Source organism: Acholeplasma laidlawii, from assembly GCF_015709225.1.
Lineage (GTDB): Bacteria > Bacillota_I > Bacilli_A > Acholeplasmatales > Acholeplasmataceae > Acholeplasma > Acholeplasma laidlawii_A.
The window spans coordinates 208,945-228,828 of the sequence record NZ_JADNRS010000029.1 but is presented as its reverse complement, the minus strand read 5'-3'; the positions used below and the strand labels follow the sequence as shown (position 1 = coordinate 228,828).

The window sequence follows — 19,884 nt, the reverse complement described above, 5'->3', positions numbered from 1 at the left end:
TAGAAGGGTTTTGATAGGATGGAGCAGTTTATAGAGTTAATTAAATATATAGTTTTAGGCATTATTCAAGGAGTTACTGAAATATTTCCAGTGTCAAGTTCTGGTCACTTAGTATTATTTTCTAATATTTTTCTAGGTGGAGAAGATATAAACACTACGCTTACTCTATTTTTAATGATAACCAATATGGGCTCATTTCTAGCTTTACTAATCTATTATTTTAAAGATGTTAAAGAGTTAGTAGTTGATTCGTTAAATTTTGTTTTTAATAAAGAAAAAAGAAATGAAATAATAGTTCAAGAAAACTTTAATTATGCAGTTAAACTTATTATCGCCATTGTCCCTATTGGGATTGCAGGATTACTCATTAAAGACTATCTACCTACAAATTTATTAAGCATAGGTATTTCACTTATCATAACATCACTCTTATTATTCTTAGTTTTCCTTTTAAGAAACAAAAAGTTTTCAAATGATATTACATTTAAAAATGCTGGTGTGATTGGTTTAATTCAAATGTTTGCTGTATTCCCTGGTATTAGTAGATCGGGTATTACCTTAGTAGGCGGTTTGAGTCAAAAGATTGAAATCAAAAAAGTAATGCGTTTTTCATTTTTATGTTATTTACTTATAAGTATACCTGTTTCAGGTCTAGGATTATATGATGCAATAAAAAATCCTGGAAAAATTGATATACCAGGATTTAGTCTTGCTTTTATATTTAGTTTTATTTTCTCGTTATTAACGATTAAAATTATGCATAAATATGTTACTGTTAAAAATTTAGTATGGTTTTCACTTTATGCTTTGACAGTTGGTCTAGTCTCGATAACTTTATATTTTATTTAATAAACATACTATCGCCAAATGAGAAAAAGCGGTAGTTTTTTTTCACTGCTTCTTTATAGACTTCAAGCACTTTTTCTCTATTATAAAATGCTGAAATCAACATGATGAGCGTTGATTTTGGTAAATGGAAATTCGTAATAATCGCACCAATGACCTTAAATTGATATCCAGGATAAATAAAGATATTGGTTGAATAATTACCTGCATGGAATCCATCATTGTAGTTAGATTCTAATGTTCTTACAGTTGTTGTTCCAACTGCGATAATTCTTTTGCCTTCTTTTTTATACTGATTTAATAATCGGGCAGTATCTTGGTTTATCTCATAACTTTCGTAATGCATTTGATGTTCTAATACATCATCTACTTGAACAGGTCTAAATGTACCTAACCCTACATGCAATGTAATTTCTAATACTTCTACACCTTTGGCTTTAATCTTTTCTAACAGTTCTTCGGTAAAATGAAGTCCTGCAGTAGGTGCAGCAGCAGATCCTGCATATTTAGCGTATACCGTTTGATACCTTGATTTATCTTCTAATTTTTCTGTAATGTAAGGTGGTAGTGGCATAGTACCTAGACTATCTAAAACTTCTAAAAATATACCTTCATAGATAGCTTTAAAGATGCGAATACCTTCATCTTTAATGCCAATACACTCCATTTTAAGTGCACCATCACCAAAACTTACTATGGTACCAATCTTTATTTTTTTAGCTGGTTTTGTTAAGGCTTCCCATGTGTTTTTTTCTAACTCTTTAAGTAATAAAACTTCAATGACTGCAAGTGTCTCGATCTTTTCACCAATTAATCTTGCAGGGATAACTTTTGTGTTATTCATAACAAGTACATCATTGCTGTTTAACTCATCTAATATATCATAAAACAAACAATCTTTTGTTGTTTGTTTTTCTCTATCAACAACCAATAATTTAGAGTGATCTCTTTTATCCTTGGGATGTTGCGCTATATGTGATTTGGGTAAATCGTAATCAAATAATTCTAATTTCAATTGTCTAATAATCCTTTATAGTATTTCACACCTAAAAGATTGTATGCAAGTTCTGTTGCTACTCTTCCTCTTGGTGTACGTTTAATATATCCTTCCTGTAACAGGTAAGGTTCATATACATCTTCAATTGTACCTGGTTCTTCACCGATTGTTGAGGCGAGTGATTCCAGTCCAACTGGACCACCATTAAATCGCTCTACAATGCCTCTTAAATATAAATAGTCAGATGCATCTAGACCCTTATGATCAATACCTAATTTGGTTAATGCTAACTCAGTAATATCTAGTGTTATCACGGCATCTGTCATAATTTCAGCAAAATCTCTTACGCGTCTATATAGACGGTTTGCTATTCTAGGTGTACCTCTACTACGCTTGGATAGTTCATCTACTGCTTTTTCATCAATTTCATTTTGATATACTTTAGAAGTTCTTCTTACAATTTGTTTGATTTCTTCTAACTTGTAATAGCTTAATCTAAATACAGCACCAAAACGTTCCCTTAACGGGTGTGATAAATCACCAAATCTAGTGGTTGCACCAATTAATGTAAAAGGCGGTAATTCAATTCGAATACTTCTAGAATCTCTTTCCTTATCTAGAACAATATCAAGCGTATAATCTTCCATAGCAGAATAAAGTACTTCTTCAACAAATCGAGGTATACGGTGAATTTCATCAATAAATAACACATCTCCCGGACTTAAAGAGGAAAGAAGTGCTACCAAGTCACCTGTTTTTTCTATTGCTGGACCACTTGTTATTTTAATATTTACACCTAACTCATTAGCGATAATTTGAGCCAGTGTTGTCTTGCCTAAACCAGGTGCACCATAAAGTAAAACATGATCCAAACTCTCCTCACGTTTTAATGCTGCCTGAATATAAATAGATAACATTTCTTTAATATCATCTTGCCCTATATATTGATTTAAGGTTTGAGGACGAAGCATCAATTCATCATCATTTTTTAAATTTAAATCTCTTAATACTGATTTTTCTTCACTCATGCCTCATACCTACTTTAATAATATTGCAAGTGCTTCTTTTAGTGCTTTATTTAAGTCTTGATCAAAATTAACATGCTTTAATGATTTTGCAATCTCTTTTTTATTATAGCCTAATGCTTCTAATGCAGCAGCTACATCCTTAGAATTATCACTTAAAAGTTGCATATCTAGTTCATCGTTTACCAGTTTACCTTTTAAGTCTAAAATGATTTGTTGAGCACTCTTCATCCCAATACCAGGAAACTTAGTTAAATATTTTGCATCAGATGTTTCGATCGCAGCAATAATTTTATTTGTATCATCAAATGCTACAATACTCATTGCAGATTTGGGACCAATACCAGATACACTTATAAGTTTTAAAAATAGATTTAAAGTTTCTTCATCTTTAAATCCATAAAGTTGAAAAATATCCTCTCTTACATGTAAATAAGTTACTACTGTTGTTTCTTCACCAATTTTATATTGATATGGTACTGGACTTAAGACTAAATAGCCCACACCATTATTTTCAACAACAATATGTTGTGGATTAATTTGTGTTACTATACCTTTAATGTATCGATACATAGATTTCACCTAACTTTATTATCTTCAAATTTAATTATAACATTTTTATGGACTTTTTAGACCAATATGTGCCTTTTTTACATTGTTTTATAGCATTAGATATAAATTCATAACAACATACTAGTAAGTCCTAATCTGCGGTTTATTTTTGATAAAACCAATTAAACTCTCAGCCACTAAAATGGCTTTAAAATAGAAAATAGAGATGCTTATTATGATATAATAAGTTAGGTAGGTGAAAATGCTTGTTTGAATTTGTAAAAGAATCTAATTTAGCTTTAGATGAACTCGCTAAAAAAGATAAGAATTATAAATCTATATTGACGCAGCTTAAATCATTACTCTCTGAAATTAAAGGAGAGTTTTTAACATTTGATAAAGCACATAAAAAGGCCGAACAATCTACAAATGAATCGCACCAAGGAATTACGGTACGTTTTAACGAAAAAATTAAAACCCTAGAACTAAATCTTCATGACTTTTCAAACCAGATTGATCATCAAGTATCACAGTTAGAGATGAATTATAAGGAAGAATATCAATCTATTTTAAATAACACTAAAACAGAAGTTGAACGTATAAAATCACTTATATTAAATATTGAGCATGCATTTAACGAAAGTAAATCTAAGGCGCAATCCATTCGCTCTAAAGAAATTTCAGATATCTCTAAAGTTATGGTAGACATAAAAAAGCAAAGTGCTCAGTCTATAACATTATTAGAGTCTAATTATAGAAAAGAATTTGAAAAAATTATAGAACATTTCGAAACAAATCAAGCACTACTTCTTTTAGAAATTGAGGATGCAACTAAAAACTACGAGAAAGAAAAAAGTAAAGTTAGTCATATAAAAAACTTTTATAGAGAACAATCTGATAAAAAATATCTTTCGATTAAAAATGATTATCATGCTGCATCTATCGAATTTAATAAATCACTTGAAACTTTAAAAAAGGAAAAAGAACATCATCTAAAAGAACTTAAACAAAGTGATGAAGCAAATAGACTTCCTATTGAAGATGCCTTAGATAAGTTAAAATTAGACTATGAAGCACAAAAACTTCAAGTTGAACAACCTTATAAAGAAAAACTTGAAGCACATAAAAATCAAATCGAAGTAATCACAACCAATTTTAATACTAAAAAAGATGAGTTAACCATCGCTTATAGTGATGCATTATCTCTTATCAACTCTAAACTGAGTTCTTTTAGGGATGTGGTTGCAAACGCTAGATTAGACCTTAATCAAAAATTAAAAGAAGACTTAAAAGAAACACTGAATGAAGATGCTATTAAAGCTCTAAAAAAAGATGTTAAAAGACATTTACGTCAACAAGATAATGAGCTCAATAGACAAATAATTCGAACTGAAAAAGAGTCTCAGGCACTATTAAAAGCACATTATCAAAAACTACAAGACTTAGAACTAAAATACTTAGAAGATAAGTCTAATTGGCGTGTTACGGGAAAAAAACTAATCATTGATCAAAAATTAGAAAACTACATAAATGAACAAAACTATCAATATCAACTTAAATCACTTCAATTACAACTTAAAACCTTAAAATCAACCCATGACTTTGAGTTAGAAAAGACAGATATTACGCACTTATCCCAAATCGCACCGCTTGATTTAAAGTTAAGTGTAGCAAATGCTATTTCTGAAAAGGATGTTAATCTTTTGTCAAACGACACGAATTACCATCTGAACTTCTATCAACATCAAGAAGATAGTCTAACGCATAATTTTACTGTATTTAAACTCACTAAGGAACATGAACTTGAAGTACTAAAGTTAACTAAAGAACATGATTTAAGTGTTTCTAATATGTCATTACAACTTTCTATCGATAAAGAAAATGTTATTAGAGAGCAACAACTAGCAAACCAACAACTCAAAAAAGACTATACTGAATATACATATCAAAAACAAGTATCTAGTGAAGAACTGATTTACTTAAAACAAAAATCATTGTATGAAAATGATATACAGCATTTAATGAAATCTGAACATAGTTATCACAACTATATAACAGATAAAAGAGTTATAGAACAAAGTATCTTAAAACATAAACGTACTATTGAAGAGACAAACATTCACTTCTTAGAACGTTTAGAATCTGTAGATATGACCAATGAAATGCTTACTAAAGATTTAGAAGTTATTCACTCTAGAATACACTACTTATTCAATCAAATTTACTTAATATATAATATTCATCATCATTTCATGTTATCGTTAATATCCATTTATGAAATCCCTGCACACCCTGAGGATGTTAAACAATATATTCATTTATACCTTGATGTATTTAAACATTTAAATAGTATTCAAGAACAAGCAAAAGATCAATTCTTACTTGACTTAAATACGTTTCAAGAAGTCAAAATCAATGATTTAAGTGCATTAAAACTAAAAACTGATTATGACCTACTTGAATCTGAATACATGGCCAAAATTAAATCTATTGATTTAGACATCACTTCTAATAATCAAGTCATTAGTGATATTGAAGATAGAATATTAGTCTTATCCTCAAATGTTGACAGAATTCAATTCGAATTAAATGAAATAGAAACTTCAGATCATCCAAAGGACTCTTTATCTACTAAAAAAGATCTAACAAAACAATTCAACGTCATAGAATCAGAAATTTCTACACTAGATAAATCAATCATTAAATATAACAACCAAATTGATTTATTACTAAAGCGAAAGAATCGTTTACTTGGTGAACTTGATAAAAAACGTAGTATCACACTATCTAAAAATCAAACTGATACCAAATCATACTTAAAACAAAAGTTATTCTATATCCATGGCATAAAGCAAATAACTCAATTATTTAAAGTTTATGAGGAAAAAGTACTTGTGATTACAAGCAAACTTGATCAACCGCTTTATTTAACTGATAATATCATTAAAGAATATCAAAAAGGATATAGTCGTATTGAAGAGTACTTTGAAAAGACGTCTAATGCAATTTATCAATCCTTACTAAAGGGTAGCGTAAGTCTTTATAATAAACTGATGGCTCAGCAAAACATTTCTAAAAAAGACTTTCTTAATGAACAAAAACATTTACTAAAAAAATTAGATAAACAACAACTTGAGTTTGAAATAAAATTAAAACATTTATCGAGTGAATTCAAACATCATTTACAACTATTAAGTGATGAAAAAGATACAATTATTCAAAATATCAATACTGTTCAATTTAAGAGTCAAGAGCAAGACTTAATCAATCAACAAAAATTAATGTCGCTTACTGAATCTAAAATTATGTCAACAGAGTCTAATCTTAATAAAGAAATATTATTAATTGATGATAATTTAAAATCTGTTATCCTTCAAATGCATAGTGACTTTGATAAACAAATTCAAAAGATTAAATTATTACATGATAAAAACATCCTAAAGCATAATGAAGCCATGATGCAAAAGACTAAGAATCTAAAAGCACTTGAGGAAAGTACAAAACTTAAGAATGGTCAGTTATCCATGAGATTTACTCAAACTGAAGTAAAACTCATAGAACTAAATAAAGAAAAAATTGCTAACTATGAGCAATCCATTCAAAAAAAGCACAGTCTACTACTTAAAAAGATTCAGTCCTATGCAGATGAGTTAAAATCTGCTCAAACTAAAAAAGATTTAAGTATCAAAGATAATGAATCTAAACTAATAGCTTTCACATCTAAAGTTGAGATACATGAAAGAAAAATACTACAAAAAGATCTAAAAGATGCAAAAGCAAGTTATCAATTTAAACAGCGCACACTTAAACTATAAGTAAATAGGCTCTCTAAAAACAAATCCAAGTCCTAATAAATGACTTGGATTGTTTCTTATATATATTTTATATACCTCAAATAAAAGGAGGTACCTCCATATTTTTTACAGGCCTATATGGACTAAACCTCCATATTATTTAAAGGGGCTTTTTATTTTGATTGTATTTTCGGTATGATTTCATTGGTTATCACTAATGACCTATCAAACTCAGAGTGATTTTTTATTACAAGGAGCCTTATTGGATAATCTTCTAGATATGATTTTTTTATTTCTATAAGATACATCTCCATCATAATAACACTCAAAAAATCAGGACCTTTATATGAAAAGTTAAAGACGAGCTCATCATCAATGAAATTTACACTATTTAACTTAACATCAAAACCAGAATCGTGTCTTTTATAGGCAATATATAATAAGGTATTTTCTTCAAAGAATGCCTCATCATAAATATATAAATCTTCAAATGCTTTAATACGATTATCGTCTTTATCACTAGTAAATTTCACATATGATTCATAGTCATCCATTCTTAAGGAATCATAACTATCTCCCATATATTTATCAGAATGACCTACAATTTTATAGTTCTTATTTTCATTTGTACAAGCACTTAATGTGACTGCAAGTATCATGAGTACAAGAAATAATATTTTTTTCATATTTACTTTTCCCCTTTTATATTTTAATCAAATATGTATTCCTGTGTTACTCATAATTTAGTAAAGGTTATCTTACTTGATTTGGCTAATTTTATCATCTCTACTTTAATAAGTCAATTAAAGTTATAAGTCGTCACTATTAGCAATCTATTATATCAAAAACATTTTATACTGAAATACTATATTTCTATCAATTAGTGGATATTATTTCATCAGTTATAATCCTTGTTCTATCAAATTCAACATCATTTTTTTCTACATATAGCCTTATTGGATAATCTTCTAGATAAGATTTTTTAATTTCTACAAGATACATCTCCATCATTATTACATTTAAAACATCTGGTCCTTTATATGAGAAGTTAAAGACAACTTCATTATCTTTTATGTTGACACTATTTAACTTAACGTCATAACCAGAATTATTTCTTTCAAAAGCAATATATACTAAACTGTTTTCTTCAAAAAATGCCTCATCATAAATATATAAATCTTTAAAAGCTTTGACATGGTAATCATTTTCATTACTAATAAATTGAAGGTAAGTATCATAATTATCCATTCTAAATGAATCCGACATGATCGTCATATATTTATCATAATGACCCACTATTTTGTAGTTCTTATTTTCTTTTGTACATGCACTTAATGTTATAACTAGTACCATTAATAAAGCTAATATTGTTTTTTTCATGTTTTTAAATCCCCTTTAACACTGTAATTATTATAATAATGTAATTATACGTATCAATTATTTTTTCTACAATCATGACATTTTATTAATCTTCTTAGATCTGTTTAAGATTATTGATTGATGCAATATATCGTTTGTTGTGTTGTTAGTTTCTATCTACCATTTCTACTTGGTATCACACCAGATGAGTGTAGAAGGTCCATTGAATACGAATTCTAACCCTTCAATAGTTTCACTTACGATGCCACCATAAATGTAAAACATAACTGATATTTTAACAGCATAAGCAGTTTCATATTTGCCATAATATTTATCTATATTAATGTTTTCTAAAGTGGCATTCGGGAAATCATTTATCAACTCTGCTAATCTTGTTTTCTTTATAGCCCCTTCAAAAATTGAATCTAGTTCAAGTTGTATTTGTACCCGTTCATGATATTTGTGCAATAACTTTAAATTTTCTAGTGTCAAAAGTCCTTGATCATATGCTTCTTGTATCGTGTAAAACTTTCCACCTTTGGGTGTAACCACCTTCATGAGATAGTCTATAAATGCATCTATACCTACAAGTTCATAATGCATACCATCTTCATTAAGAGATCCAATTTGGATAGTAATAAAATTATTATCCGCATTATACATTAGAATATAATCATTTATTGGCGATGCATCGATGTTGCCTTCATATTTTTTATAGGTTAATGATAATAATTTCTTTACCACACCTTTAACACTATCTTCAGGTATTTCATATTCAATAGGGTCTTTATAGATTTGATTTTGCTCATCATAATTTGTTCTATTTGTACCATACACTACTTTAGTTGGATTTTTAACTTCTAAACTAACGGGTTGTACATCTGTAATACCTATAGATGAACATCCTGAAAAAAGTAAGATTGCTACCACACTTAACATAATAAATAATATTTTTTTCATGTCTATAAACCTCCTACGATATTCGTCTAATACTTTACTTTAGCTTTATGATTACTGTATGATAGATCTTTGTTGTTGCTTAGTATATATTTAATGTTTAAACAAGTATATACAAATAAACATGTATAGTCAAATGAAATAATAATTCAATTATAAAGTCCTTAGTGGGTAACCTTAGGTATTTAGTGTCATTAAAATAAAAATCCGAGCTCTTAATAGGGCTCGGATTCGTACTAGATTATTCTAAATATTCAAATTCATAAGAGAAGATACGTACGATATCCCCATGAACTACACCTTGTTCTCTAAGTGCATCTTCAATTCCTAAACCACGTAACTGTCTTGCAAAACGCTTCACAGCTGATTCATTATTAAAGTCTGTTCTATTAAATAAAACAAATAATTTATCACCTGTTAATTCAAAGACACCGTCATCACCTTTAGTAATGATGAAGTCTACTGCATCTTCTGCATTTAGTGTATAGTGTTTTGTAGTATCTTTTGGAGCAAATTTAGGAATATTTCTTAATGTAGACGAAATTTCGTATTTAAGCGCTTGTATACCATCATTCATTAGTGCTGAAATAGGAATAACTTTAACATCTTTTAAAACTTTTTTAAAGCTTTCAAATTTTTCTTGTGCGCCTTCAACGTCCATCTTGTTTGCTACAACTATTTGAGTTCTATCTTTGAGTTTCTCATCATATAAAACAAGTTCATTGTTAATCTTATTATAGTCATCTACTGGATCTAATGAATCCATAGATACAATATGTAATAAAATTCTACAACGTTCAACGTGTTTTAAAAATTGTAAACCTAACCCAACTCCAAGGTGTGCAAACTCAATTAATCCAGGTAAGTCTGCAACAACAAACGCATCATCTTCAACATGAACCATACCAAGTTGTGGGGATAGTGTTGTAAATTGATAGTCTGCTACTTTCGCTTTTGCATTTGAGATTCTTGTAATTAATGTCGATTTACCAACATTAGGATAACCTAATAAACCAACATCCGCTAAGACTTGAAGTTCTACTTTTGCTAAGAATGTTTGGCCTAAATCTCCTTGTTCTGCAAAATCAGGTGCTTTATTTTTATTGGATGCAAACGCCATATTACCACGCCCACCTTTACCACCTTCAGCAACTAATAAAGTTTGGCCATGTTCTAAGACTTCACCTATTAAATTATCTTTATCATCATAACAAATCGTACCTAATGGTACACGAACATATGTATCTTCTGCGTGTGCACCGTGCATCCCTTTAGGGCCACCATGGACACCATTAGCAGCTTTGATATGTCTGTTGTATTTTAAATCTATTAACGTATTTTTACCTTCATCACCAATAAAGTAAATATGACCACCACGGCCACCATTACCACCAGCGGGTCCACCAAACTCCACGTGTGCTTCTCTACGGAATGCAACTTTACCGTTACCACCGCGTCCTGCTTTTACTTCTACTGTTACTGCATCTACAAATGCGCTCATTTATTTCACTTCCTTCGTATCTAAAATTTTACAACAAAAAAGGGTAATAATCAATTACCCTTTTAATATTAAGCTTCGTAAACTGATACTTGCGTACGGTTTTTACCTTTACGTTCGTATTTAACAGTTCCTGTTACTTTAGCGAATAAAGTATCATCTCCGCCACGTCCAACGTTATTGCCTGGATGAATTTTAGTTCCTCTTTGGCGATAAATAATTGAACCAGCTGAAGCGAATTGTCCATCAGATAATTTTAATCCTAATCTTTGAGATCTAGAGTCACGTCCGTTTCTTGATGACCCTACCCCTTTTTTAGATGCGAATAACTGAATATTAATCTTTAACATGTTATCCCTCCTTATGGTTTTTAATGTAAGTTTTATATTGAGCTGCAAGCTCATTTAATGTGTATTCTAAATTGATAAGTAAACCTTCAATTACATCATTTGTTTGATTGATCTGTAATTCAAAGTTTCCTTCTTCTACTTTGGCATAAAAATTTTCTTTATACCCTAACGTTTCAATAGCATTCACAGTAACGATTAAAGCTGTTGATACTGCACTGCATACAATGTCTGTACCGTATTCACCAAAGAGCGCGTGCCCTTTAACATCCAGTCCTTTAATGAAACCATGATCTTTTTTGAAATGATATTTAATCATTAGCCTTGAATTGATTTGACAACTAACTTAGTGTAAGCTTGTCTATGTCCTTGTTTTCTTCTATAATTTTTACGTCTTTTATATTTGAAAACAATAATCTTTCTTTGTCTACCTTGTTTAATAACTTCAGCAACAACTTTAGCACCTTCTACATATGGATGACCAATTTTGTCTGATGTTGCTAATACTTCAGTAAATTCAAAAGTATCACCAGCTTCGACATCTAGTTTTTCAACGTAGATTTCTTGTCCTTCTGTTACTTTAACTTGTTTACCGCCTGTTTGGATAATTGCAAACATGTGTGTTTCCTCCTTTTATTTTATTTGAAGACTCACTATGAAGGTAGTCCAATGACATTTATAACCTTTTCTATGTGGTACAACGCAACTGTTATTTTATTATAAATTGACACTTTTGTCAAGGTTTTTTTATACCTTCTAAGACTTAATTTCAAAACTTAGTTAATCCGTGGGATTTGCTCCACCATCAAGTGCTTCTAGCTTAGGTTCTTTAGATTTAAACATTTTCATAATTGTCTTTGGAAATAAGAATAATCCATCAGCAATTACAATAGGCAAGTGTTTAGCAGCTTCAATTAAAGCACCATATCTAATCTTTTCTTTTGTAAGATCCGGTGCGTCATCAAATAGGTATTTTCTGGTTACAATGCCTATTCTAAGTGTTAGTAGCGCATTAGACACCCCTTCTATCACACTAGACATAATCGGTCTAATTAACGGTATTTCACCAAGCATCTTCATTGTAGATGTTGGGAGAATATCATTTAGATTAATATTTTCTAAACCTTCTGCAATAAGTGCTGTAACAAATACATTGATAACCAGTTTTGCTAGATTTCTATAACTTGGTCTAAACCCACATAATACAACAATTTCTTTAATCATTTTAATATTGACTACAACCACTGTAATAAAATCTAATCGTCCATTTTGTGAGATTGCAGTGGATACCATGACTGTCTTTGCATGTTGACGTATGACTTTATTTAGTTTTTTCTTTAAATGTTTATTGTATACATTATTTAGAGCATCTCTTAACTCATAAGGATCGTGCATCGAATCTTCTAAATTCTTTTTCATGCCTTCAGGTAAGTCTTCTTGTTCTAAAATACGTTTGGCTACTTTTTTATAGACTTTATGTTCTCTCTTAGGATTTTTGTCTAATGTTGTACCTATTGAAAAAGAGGGTGAAAATAAGATAATTAAAACAGGTCTAATAATTAAAAAATACACCAATAAAAAAGAAAGTCCATAAAATACGTAAGGTGCATACTCATGTACACTTTTTAAGTGTTCTCCTACTTGCATGATGGATGAAATAATCATCATAAGTATAATAAGTAGTGTACCTATACCTACAAAATACCAAAATTTTTTATTAGAGTTTTTCTTCATATAGTTTTTACCTTTTTTATTTATTATATCAAATTTCTTCTCTTCTTTGTCTACGATATGAATAAAACTCATTTCTACCTATGATAATATGATCAATGAGTTCAATGGATAAAACTTCACCAGCATTTTTGATAAGTTTTGTTAGTTTATCATCTGCTTGACTAGGTGCGGAATCACCGCTTGGATGATTATGGACAACAATAATGCCAAATGCACCAATTCTTACAGCAGACTTAAACAAATCTTTTACAGACACTTGAATAGATGAAGTTGTTCCCATATAGATTGTCTCATTTTTCAGTAGATTACCTTTGATATCTAAACATAAAACGATTAAGTGTTCTTTTCTTAGGTAAGACATATCCTCTTTAAGTAAATGATACACCTCACTCGACTCAGTTATCATTTTACGTACTGGTTTTTTCCTATCACTTAATCTTCTTCCAAGTTCTACTGCAGCAATAATTGTGGTAGCCTTCGCATCACTAATACCATAAATGGTAAGCAAATCTTCTACCGTGATATGTAACATATCTTCTAAATTATCAATTTGAGACAAAACTTTTTTAGCCAGTAATAAAACATCTTCCTTTGTATTTCCTGTTCTAAGTAAAATAGCTATAAGTTCATAGTCTAGTAACGCACGTACACCATGTTTAATCAACTTTTCTCTTGGTTTCATACATAACACCCCTTCTAACTTATAGTAGATAGAAGGGGTGTATTTTACTTTTATTTAAATTCTAAATATTTTGATAAGTTCAGTCCATGTATCTTTTCTAGCAAAGGTAAACATTGCAGAAACTAATAAGATACCAACTGCTATGACTGATAAACTAGTCCAAGTAACGCCTGGTTCCATAAATGGTGTTGTAAATCCAATAATACCTACTACAAAATTCAAGATGATTAGAAAGAATAAACTTCTTACATGTAAGTAATATGTTTTTGGTTTACTTGCAACTACAATTGGTAAAATGATAGTAGTTGTTACAAGCAATGCTGGTATAACATAGGTTAGACTCCAAGCTTTATATTCTGTAATCACATCTATTAGTATAAGTATTAAACTCATAAGAACAACTTGTCTATTAACCTTCGTTGGATAATTATGTTTAGATACAACGATTTGTGATAAAAGTATCCATGCATAGACAATCGGTCCTATTGCAATTAAACTCCAAGGTGTAGGATTAGAATTATATGTAGCAAAGTTTATCATTGCAAGGATGATAACAACCGCAATAGAGATGACACCAAATATCTTAGATACAAACTTAGCCTTATTAGACTTAAGTTTAATTGTTGGGTATCCTTGAGTAATGACTTTACTCTCATAGTTTTTTTCAATTAAGGGTCTACCGCAAATTGTACAAGTTGTTTCCTTCTTATAATAATATGCGTGACAATGTTGACAGTATTGCATTAAATGACCTCCCAACCATTGGCTTCAATTTGGGATTCAATATCTAGTGATTTTAATATTTTAAAGAATTCAATTTCAAAATCACGTTCTACAATTTTAGAGATACATGAGATAGTCATTGTATCCTTAAATGATACAAAAGACATAGCTTTTGGTGTATCCAAATTTGGTACAATCATAAAACTATAGTGAGAGATATGCGCACTCATTTCTTTAGGTAATTTAATTAAACCTAAATTTGAAGTGTCAAATGTATTCAGTTTATTACCAATTTTACCGTAAACGCTACGCATTGCAACAATCTTTATACTTAAAGGTGTCATCCTTAGTAGTTTGTTTTGTTCATAACGTACATTTTGAATAATAGAATTTACCATATCCTCTAGGTTCAATTGATTTTTCATCTCTAGTTTCACAAAAGATAAAATTTGTTCTAACTCATTTTCATCTTGATTAAGATCATAATTAATACGTACATAACTAGCAAAGTTTCTTAAAGTCACAGATGGATAGTATTGACGCATGTTTACAGGTATAAAGATACGTGCTAAATGTTTATAACTTTGTATCTTACCAGATCGTTTAAGTGCTAGAATAATCATTCCAATCATTAGTTCGTTCATAGTTACATCAAAAGATTTTGCAACTTCTTTAACCTTAGATAATGAGACATACGCATTCATTACAGCATTATAGTTTTTTGGGTAAAATGTACCCTTAATACGATGTGCTTTAACTTCTTTTACTTTAGGTATTTTTTTATTGTGATATAACTTTTGAAATTCATCAGCAACTTCTTGATAAGTTGCTGCTGCATCTGCACGTATAACTAAACCTTCAGGATCAATTTGTTTACCATCTAAGGTTAAGTATTCATAAGCTAGTGAGTTTACAAACTCTAAAGCACCTTTCCCGTCAGTTAATGCATGGAAAAACTCAACACTTAGTCTTTCTTTAAAATACTGTGTTCTAAATAAAAAGTCATTATTACCCTTAAACACTAGAAATTGATTAATCATACCATCTTCTTCATATAGTAAGGGTTCTTTCAAATTTTCTTCAAAATAATACCAGAATAATCCTTTTCTAATACGAACGTTTAGATGTTTAAAACGCTTAGTTGTACGATTAAGTGCTTGTTGTAATATATCTACTTTTATGGGTTCTTTGAATATGACAGAGATCCTAAATACGTAGCTACGTGATTCATTGGCTACTACAGGAAAAATTTTAGCTGCATTATCTAGGTCATAAAACTTTCTAAGCTTGGCCAAATTATCCCAACTTTCTTATAATTTTTCTAAAACCTTTTTTGCAAGTGCAAAATACAACTTACCATTCATATCATTAAGACTATAGATGTAACTTGATGTATCTACTGGTTGATTTATGGGTATTTGAATTAAAAGTTCACTTTGCAGTTTAGAAGCTGTTATTTCTCCACCACCTTGACCAAATAAATACTCATTTTTTTGATTTGCTTCATTATAATAATAACTCATGTTTTCAACCACACCAATGATTTTATGCCCTATTTCATAAGCACCTAAACCAGCTTTCAAGGCTACATGGCTAGCATTTGGATGCGGTGTCGTAACAAGTAACATTTTAGCATCTGGTACAAATGTTTGTACATCAAGCTGTATATCACCTGTGCCAGGTGGTAAATCAATTAAAACGATTTGAGTATCTTCATCCCATAATACATTATTGAAAAAATGTGTTATAAGTTTACCCAACATTGGACCACGCCACATAAGTGGTTGGTCTAGCGGCATAAAAAATTCAGGACTAATGACTTGTATGTCATCTAGAGTTCTTGCAGGTATAAGTTCATCATCTTCTGAAGTATCTAGTGGTTCAATAGGTAGATTAAAAATACTTGGTATGGAAGAACCATAAACATCCGTATCAATCACACCTACTTTATAGCCTAATCTTTTGAGTGCTACAGCAAGGTTTGCTGTAACACTAGATTTACCAACACCACCCTTACCTGAAATAATACCAAGGTAAGTGATAGATTTCTCATCCTCTAATTTATAGTTAGAATCAGTAAAAATGATTCTAATGCCTGGATAACCAAACTTGATTTTTGCAAGTCTTGCAATTTCAAGTTTGATATTGGTTTCATCTTTTCGTCTATTTTTAAGCTGGACTTCTAAATCTATAACATCTTCTTCATCCACTTTAATGCTTAAAATACTTCCAACTTCTTCAAATGTTTTATTCAATGATGGATCTATTAATTTATTTAATTCAATTTTTAATTGTTCTAATTTGCTCAATTACTTTTTACCTTCATATAATTTTTGATTGTCTTTTAATACCTTAGATGTACGGTAAGTGTTTTTAATACGTTTAAATAATGAGGATTGATCATAAGATAGAATACTTGCACGGTAAAGTGGTGTAAATACTGCAAGTAACCCTACTGCAGTTACTATCATAATAGCAAAACTAATAACTACTTCTAACCAACCTAATTGTCCAGCAGCAAATGCAACCGGTAAAACAAGTGGTGCACTAAATGGGAAATATCCAAAGAATAAGAGTAATCCTGATAGTTGTGACGCACCTGCAAATATACCACCCATATATGAAATCATTAAGATCATCATAACAGGTGTTTGAATTGCTTGGTAATCTTCTTGGTTAACTGATAAGGATGCGAAGAATCCACCTATGATTGCATAGATAAGTGCGCCTAATACAGCACATACTAAAGTTACAAGTAATGTAGGTAAAATAACTGGTCCTAGAATACCAACAATACTAGACCAACTTCCACCAACTGAGGTACTGTTACTTGCGATAAGTTCGTTTAAGCCAAAGCCTACTAATCCAAAGACAACATAAGTTAATAATTGAACTATTAAGAATATCATGATTGATAATATCTTAGCAAAAAAGTGTGTTCTAGGTGGTACAGATGCAATAATAATCTCAATTGCCTTAGTAGATTTTTCTTCCATAATCTCAGTACCAATAAATTGTAGTGCAATAGTAATTAAAATAAAGATTGGAATAATCACTGCTGTAGATAAAGCTGACATAATGGATTGTAATTCTGTATCTTCAGCATTTGGATCTTTTACATAATCTACAGTAACATCATTAATCATTCCAGTAGAACCCGGATTATCAATTTCATATTTTAGTCTTTGTAAATTTGGTAAGAAACTTTGAAGTATAGATGTTACATAACCATTTAAACCTGAATTATATACTTGTACTTGAACGAGTCCACCCTCTAAATAGATATAGATCAAACCAGAATTTGGTAGTGCATCATCATAATATGTTGCATCAGGAATATCATTTGATAAAAGGTATTCAATTTGGTTATCAAATAAGTTTAATAAGGATATATCTATGAATGTTTGAATTGCATCATCAAAGTTATATCCGGTTGTATCTACAATAGTTATTCTATTATCGATAATCTCTCCACCTGGTTCATCAGCAAAACTACTAATAATTGTAGGTAGTAATGTAATACCTACAATTAAAACACCAATCACTGCTGTAGAAATATAAAATGCTTTTGTAAAAAGTCTTTTCTTTAATCCATATTTAATTAAATACTTAAGCTTCTTCATACTTTTTACCTACTTTCGCAATAAATATCTCAGATAAACTTGCTTGTTCAACATCATATTTTCTTAAATTATCTAGCGTCTTAATATAATCAAATACACTTGGTGCAACATCTTCTGATTCAATTTTAATGGTCCATTCTTTGGAGTCTTTTGTACATCCAAAAACACCAGGTATTCCAAGTACTTTTTCAGCTTCTAATCCATCTGCTATGACTTTAATATTATGCTTTTTAAAGTCATTTTTAACATCTTTAATTAATCCTGAAATCACTGATTTCCCCTTTTCTAAGACGACTAAGCGCTCACAAAAACTCTCTACATGATCAATTTGATGTGATGAAAAGATAATGGTACAACCTTTTTGTTGGTACTCTCTAATAACTTCAACAAATAATTCAATATTTATAACATCTAGACCACTAAAAGGTTCATCTAGTACTAATAATGATGGTTCATTAATTAGTGCTGATATAAACTGAATTTTTTGTTGATTACCCTTAGATAACTCTTTAATTTTCTTCATTTTATAATCTACAATATTAAAACGTTTTAACCAATAATCTAATCGTTCTAATATGGTTTTAACTGGTACATTTTTAAGTTGACCGAAATATAGAATTAGGTCTTTTACAGTAAGTTTAGTTAATAAACTTCGCTCCTCAATCATGTAACCAATTTTATCTACAGTTTCATAGGAGACAAAATCCCCTTCATATCTAACATAACCACTAGATGGGTAAAGTAAGCCCATTATAGTTCTAAAAGTTGTTGTTTTACCCGCACCATTGGTACCGAGTAAACCAAAGATTTCACCTTTTTCTACTTCAAAAGATAAATCATCTACGGCTGTAAAATCACCGTATTTTAAAGTGACATTTTTTACTTCAAGCATCGATAAACTCCTTTTCATTTAAAAATTGAAAATATACTACTAATATCATAACATGTTTACCACTTTTTTAGTAATCATTTAATTAGATTAAGGACATCTTTATGATAAAAACACACACCTATTTTTATAGGTGTGTGTGATTCAAAACTTTTTTTATTTTGATTGTATTTTCGGTATGATTTCGTCTGTCATTATAACTGATCTGTCAAAATTAGAATCTTGTCTTTCTACATATAGCCTTATTTGATAATCTTCTAAATAAGATTTTTTTATTTCTACAAGATACATCTCCATCCTAATAACAGTCGTAGCATCTGGTCCCTTATATGAAAAATTAAAGATAATCTCATTATCAATGAGATTTACACTATTTAACTTAACATCAAAACCAAAATCATATCTTTCAAAAGCAATATATAATAAAGTGTTTTCCTCAAAAAATGCCTCATCATAAATATATAAATCTTTAAAAGCTTTGACATGATAAGCTTCTTCATTACTAATAAATTCTAAATAGGATGTATAATCATCCATCCTGAATGAATCAGAAATAATTGTCACGTATTTATCATAATGACCTACAATTTTATAGTTCTTATTTTCTTTTGTACAAGCACTTAATGTGACTGAAAGTATCATGAGTATAATAAATAGAATCTTTTTCATATTTTTATTCCCCTCTATAATAATCATCTAATATGCGCTTCTTTACCCTATTAATTTATCTAGTTATGTAAAAAACTTTGTATAGCAAGTGACACATTTGATTAATTTACAGTATCTTACCATATTATCCTTTATACATCCAATGAAATTATAACTTTAAGTTACATCGCACTTTAAAAGAAAACATGG

General features: G+C 29.8%; 20 protein-coding genes. 2 read left to right on the top strand and 18 right to left on the bottom strand.

Features of this window, described 5'->3' with window-relative positions; all coding sequences use genetic code 11:
* Nucleotides 1-18 precede the first annotated feature (18 nt).
* Nucleotides 19-849, top strand: coding sequence for an undecaprenyl-diphosphate phosphatase (locus IY230_RS03240; RefSeq protein WP_196369896.1), 831 nt, complete (start codon nt 19-21; stop codon nt 847-849).
* On the opposite strand, the gene queA is transcribed toward IY230_RS03240, so the two are convergent.
* Genes queA through ruvA form a run of 3 tightly spaced genes read right to left on the bottom strand, consistent with a single transcriptional unit; the run spans nt 842 to nt 3,441 of the window.
* The gene (gene queA / locus IY230_RS03235) at nt 842-1,861 is read right to left on the bottom strand and encodes a tRNA preQ1(34) S-adenosylmethionine ribosyltransferase-isomerase QueA (protein WP_196369895.1); all 1,020 of its coding nucleotides are present in this window, start codon (nt 1,859-1,861) and stop codon (nt 842-844) included. The genes IY230_RS03240 and queA overlap by 8 nt on opposite strands.
* The gene (ruvB, locus tag IY230_RS03230; protein WP_196369894.1) at nt 1,858-2,871 is read right to left on the bottom strand and encodes a Holliday junction branch migration DNA helicase RuvB; all 1,014 of its coding nucleotides are present in this window, start codon (nt 2,869-2,871) and stop codon (nt 1,858-1,860) included. The genes queA and ruvB overlap by 4 nt, the downstream gene beginning before the upstream one ends.
* A 9-nt stretch (nt 2,872-2,880) precedes the next feature.
* Nucleotides 2,881-3,441, bottom strand: coding sequence for a Holliday junction branch migration protein RuvA (ruvA, locus tag IY230_RS03225; protein WP_012242322.1), 561 nt, complete (start codon nt 3,439-3,441; stop codon nt 2,881-2,883).
* A 245-nt stretch (nt 3,442-3,686) separates the two neighbouring features.
* Between ruvA and IY230_RS03220 the strand changes: the two genes are divergently transcribed.
* Entirely contained in the window at nt 3,687-7,235 is a 3,549-nt protein-coding gene (locus IY230_RS03220) for a hypothetical protein (protein WP_196369893.1), read from the top strand.
* Between the two features lie 152 nt (nt 7,236-7,387).
* Here the strand turns inward: IY230_RS03220 and IY230_RS03215 are convergent, their stop codons facing one another.
* From IY230_RS03215 to IY230_RS03145, 15 genes are all read right to left on the bottom strand, one after another.
* A complete protein-coding gene (locus IY230_RS03215) occupies nt 7,388-7,900 on the bottom strand; it encodes a hypothetical protein (protein ID WP_196369892.1) in 513 nt (170 codons plus the stop codon).
* Between the two features lie 190 nt (nt 7,901-8,090).
* On the bottom strand, nt 8,091-8,594 hold the full coding sequence (locus IY230_RS03210) for a hypothetical protein (RefSeq protein WP_196369891.1): 504 nt from the start codon (nt 8,592-8,594) through the stop codon (nt 8,091-8,093).
* 165 nt (nt 8,595-8,759) lie between these two features.
* Entirely contained in the window at nt 8,760-9,533 is a 774-nt protein-coding gene (locus IY230_RS03205; RefSeq protein ID WP_196369890.1) for a hypothetical protein, read from the bottom strand.
* 238 nt (nt 9,534-9,771) lie between these two features.
* A complete protein-coding gene (gene obgE / locus IY230_RS03200) occupies nt 9,772-11,031 on the bottom strand; it encodes a GTPase ObgE (protein ID WP_196369889.1) in 1,260 nt (419 codons plus the stop codon).
* A gap of 68 nt (nt 11,032-11,099) precedes the next feature.
* Nucleotides 11,100-11,378: a 50S ribosomal protein L27 gene (rpmA, locus tag IY230_RS03195; protein ID WP_196369888.1), complete on the bottom strand. Its 279-nt coding sequence runs from the start codon at nt 11,376-11,378 to the stop codon at nt 11,100-11,102.
* Nucleotide 11,379: 1 nt separating this feature from the next.
* Complete coding sequence (locus IY230_RS03190) at nt 11,380-11,694, bottom strand: ribosomal-processing cysteine protease Prp (protein ID WP_012242316.1); 315 nt, start codon at nt 11,692-11,694, stop codon at nt 11,380-11,382.
* On the bottom strand, nt 11,694-11,993 hold the full coding sequence (rplU, locus tag IY230_RS03185) for a 50S ribosomal protein L21 (protein ID WP_012242315.1): 300 nt from the start codon (nt 11,991-11,993) through the stop codon (nt 11,694-11,696). The genes IY230_RS03190 and rplU overlap by 1 nt, the downstream gene beginning before the upstream one ends.
* 162 nt (nt 11,994-12,155) lie before the next feature.
* Nucleotides 12,156-13,109, bottom strand: a complete 954-nt coding sequence (locus IY230_RS03180; RefSeq protein ID WP_196369887.1) for a DUF697 domain-containing protein — start codon at nt 13,107-13,109, stop codon at nt 12,156-12,158.
* Between the two features lie 28 nt (nt 13,110-13,137).
* Nucleotides 13,138-13,791, bottom strand: coding sequence for a RadC family protein (gene radC, locus IY230_RS03175; protein WP_196369886.1), 654 nt, complete (start codon nt 13,789-13,791; stop codon nt 13,138-13,140).
* Nucleotides 13,792-13,845: 54 nt separating this feature from the next.
* Nucleotides 13,846-14,535: a DUF6320 domain-containing protein gene (locus IY230_RS03170; RefSeq protein ID WP_196369885.1), complete on the bottom strand. Its 690-nt coding sequence runs from the start codon at nt 14,533-14,535 to the stop codon at nt 13,846-13,848.
* Nucleotides 14,535-15,809 carry a hypothetical protein gene (locus IY230_RS03165; protein WP_196369884.1) on the bottom strand — a complete coding sequence of 425 codons (1,275 nt, stop codon included), beginning with the start codon at nt 15,807-15,809 and terminating at the stop codon, nt 14,535-14,537. The genes IY230_RS03170 and IY230_RS03165 overlap by 1 nt, the downstream gene beginning before the upstream one ends.
* Before the next feature lie 15 nt (nt 15,810-15,824).
* Nucleotides 15,825-16,823: a P-loop NTPase gene (locus IY230_RS03160; RefSeq protein WP_196369883.1), complete on the bottom strand. Its 999-nt coding sequence runs from the start codon at nt 16,821-16,823 to the stop codon at nt 15,825-15,827.
* A complete protein-coding gene (locus IY230_RS03155) occupies nt 16,824-18,137 on the bottom strand; it encodes an ABC transporter permease (protein ID WP_196369882.1) in 1,314 nt (437 codons plus the stop codon). It lies immediately after the preceding gene.
* Nucleotides 18,124-19,029: an ABC transporter ATP-binding protein gene (locus IY230_RS03150; RefSeq protein ID WP_196369881.1), complete on the bottom strand. Its 906-nt coding sequence runs from the start codon at nt 19,027-19,029 to the stop codon at nt 18,124-18,126. The genes IY230_RS03155 and IY230_RS03150 overlap by 14 nt, the downstream gene beginning before the upstream one ends.
* 153 nt (nt 19,030-19,182) lie before the next feature.
* Nucleotides 19,183-19,695, bottom strand: coding sequence for a hypothetical protein (locus IY230_RS03145; RefSeq protein WP_196369880.1), 513 nt, complete (start codon nt 19,693-19,695; stop codon nt 19,183-19,185).
* Between the last annotated feature and the right edge of the window lie 189 nt (nt 19,696-19,884).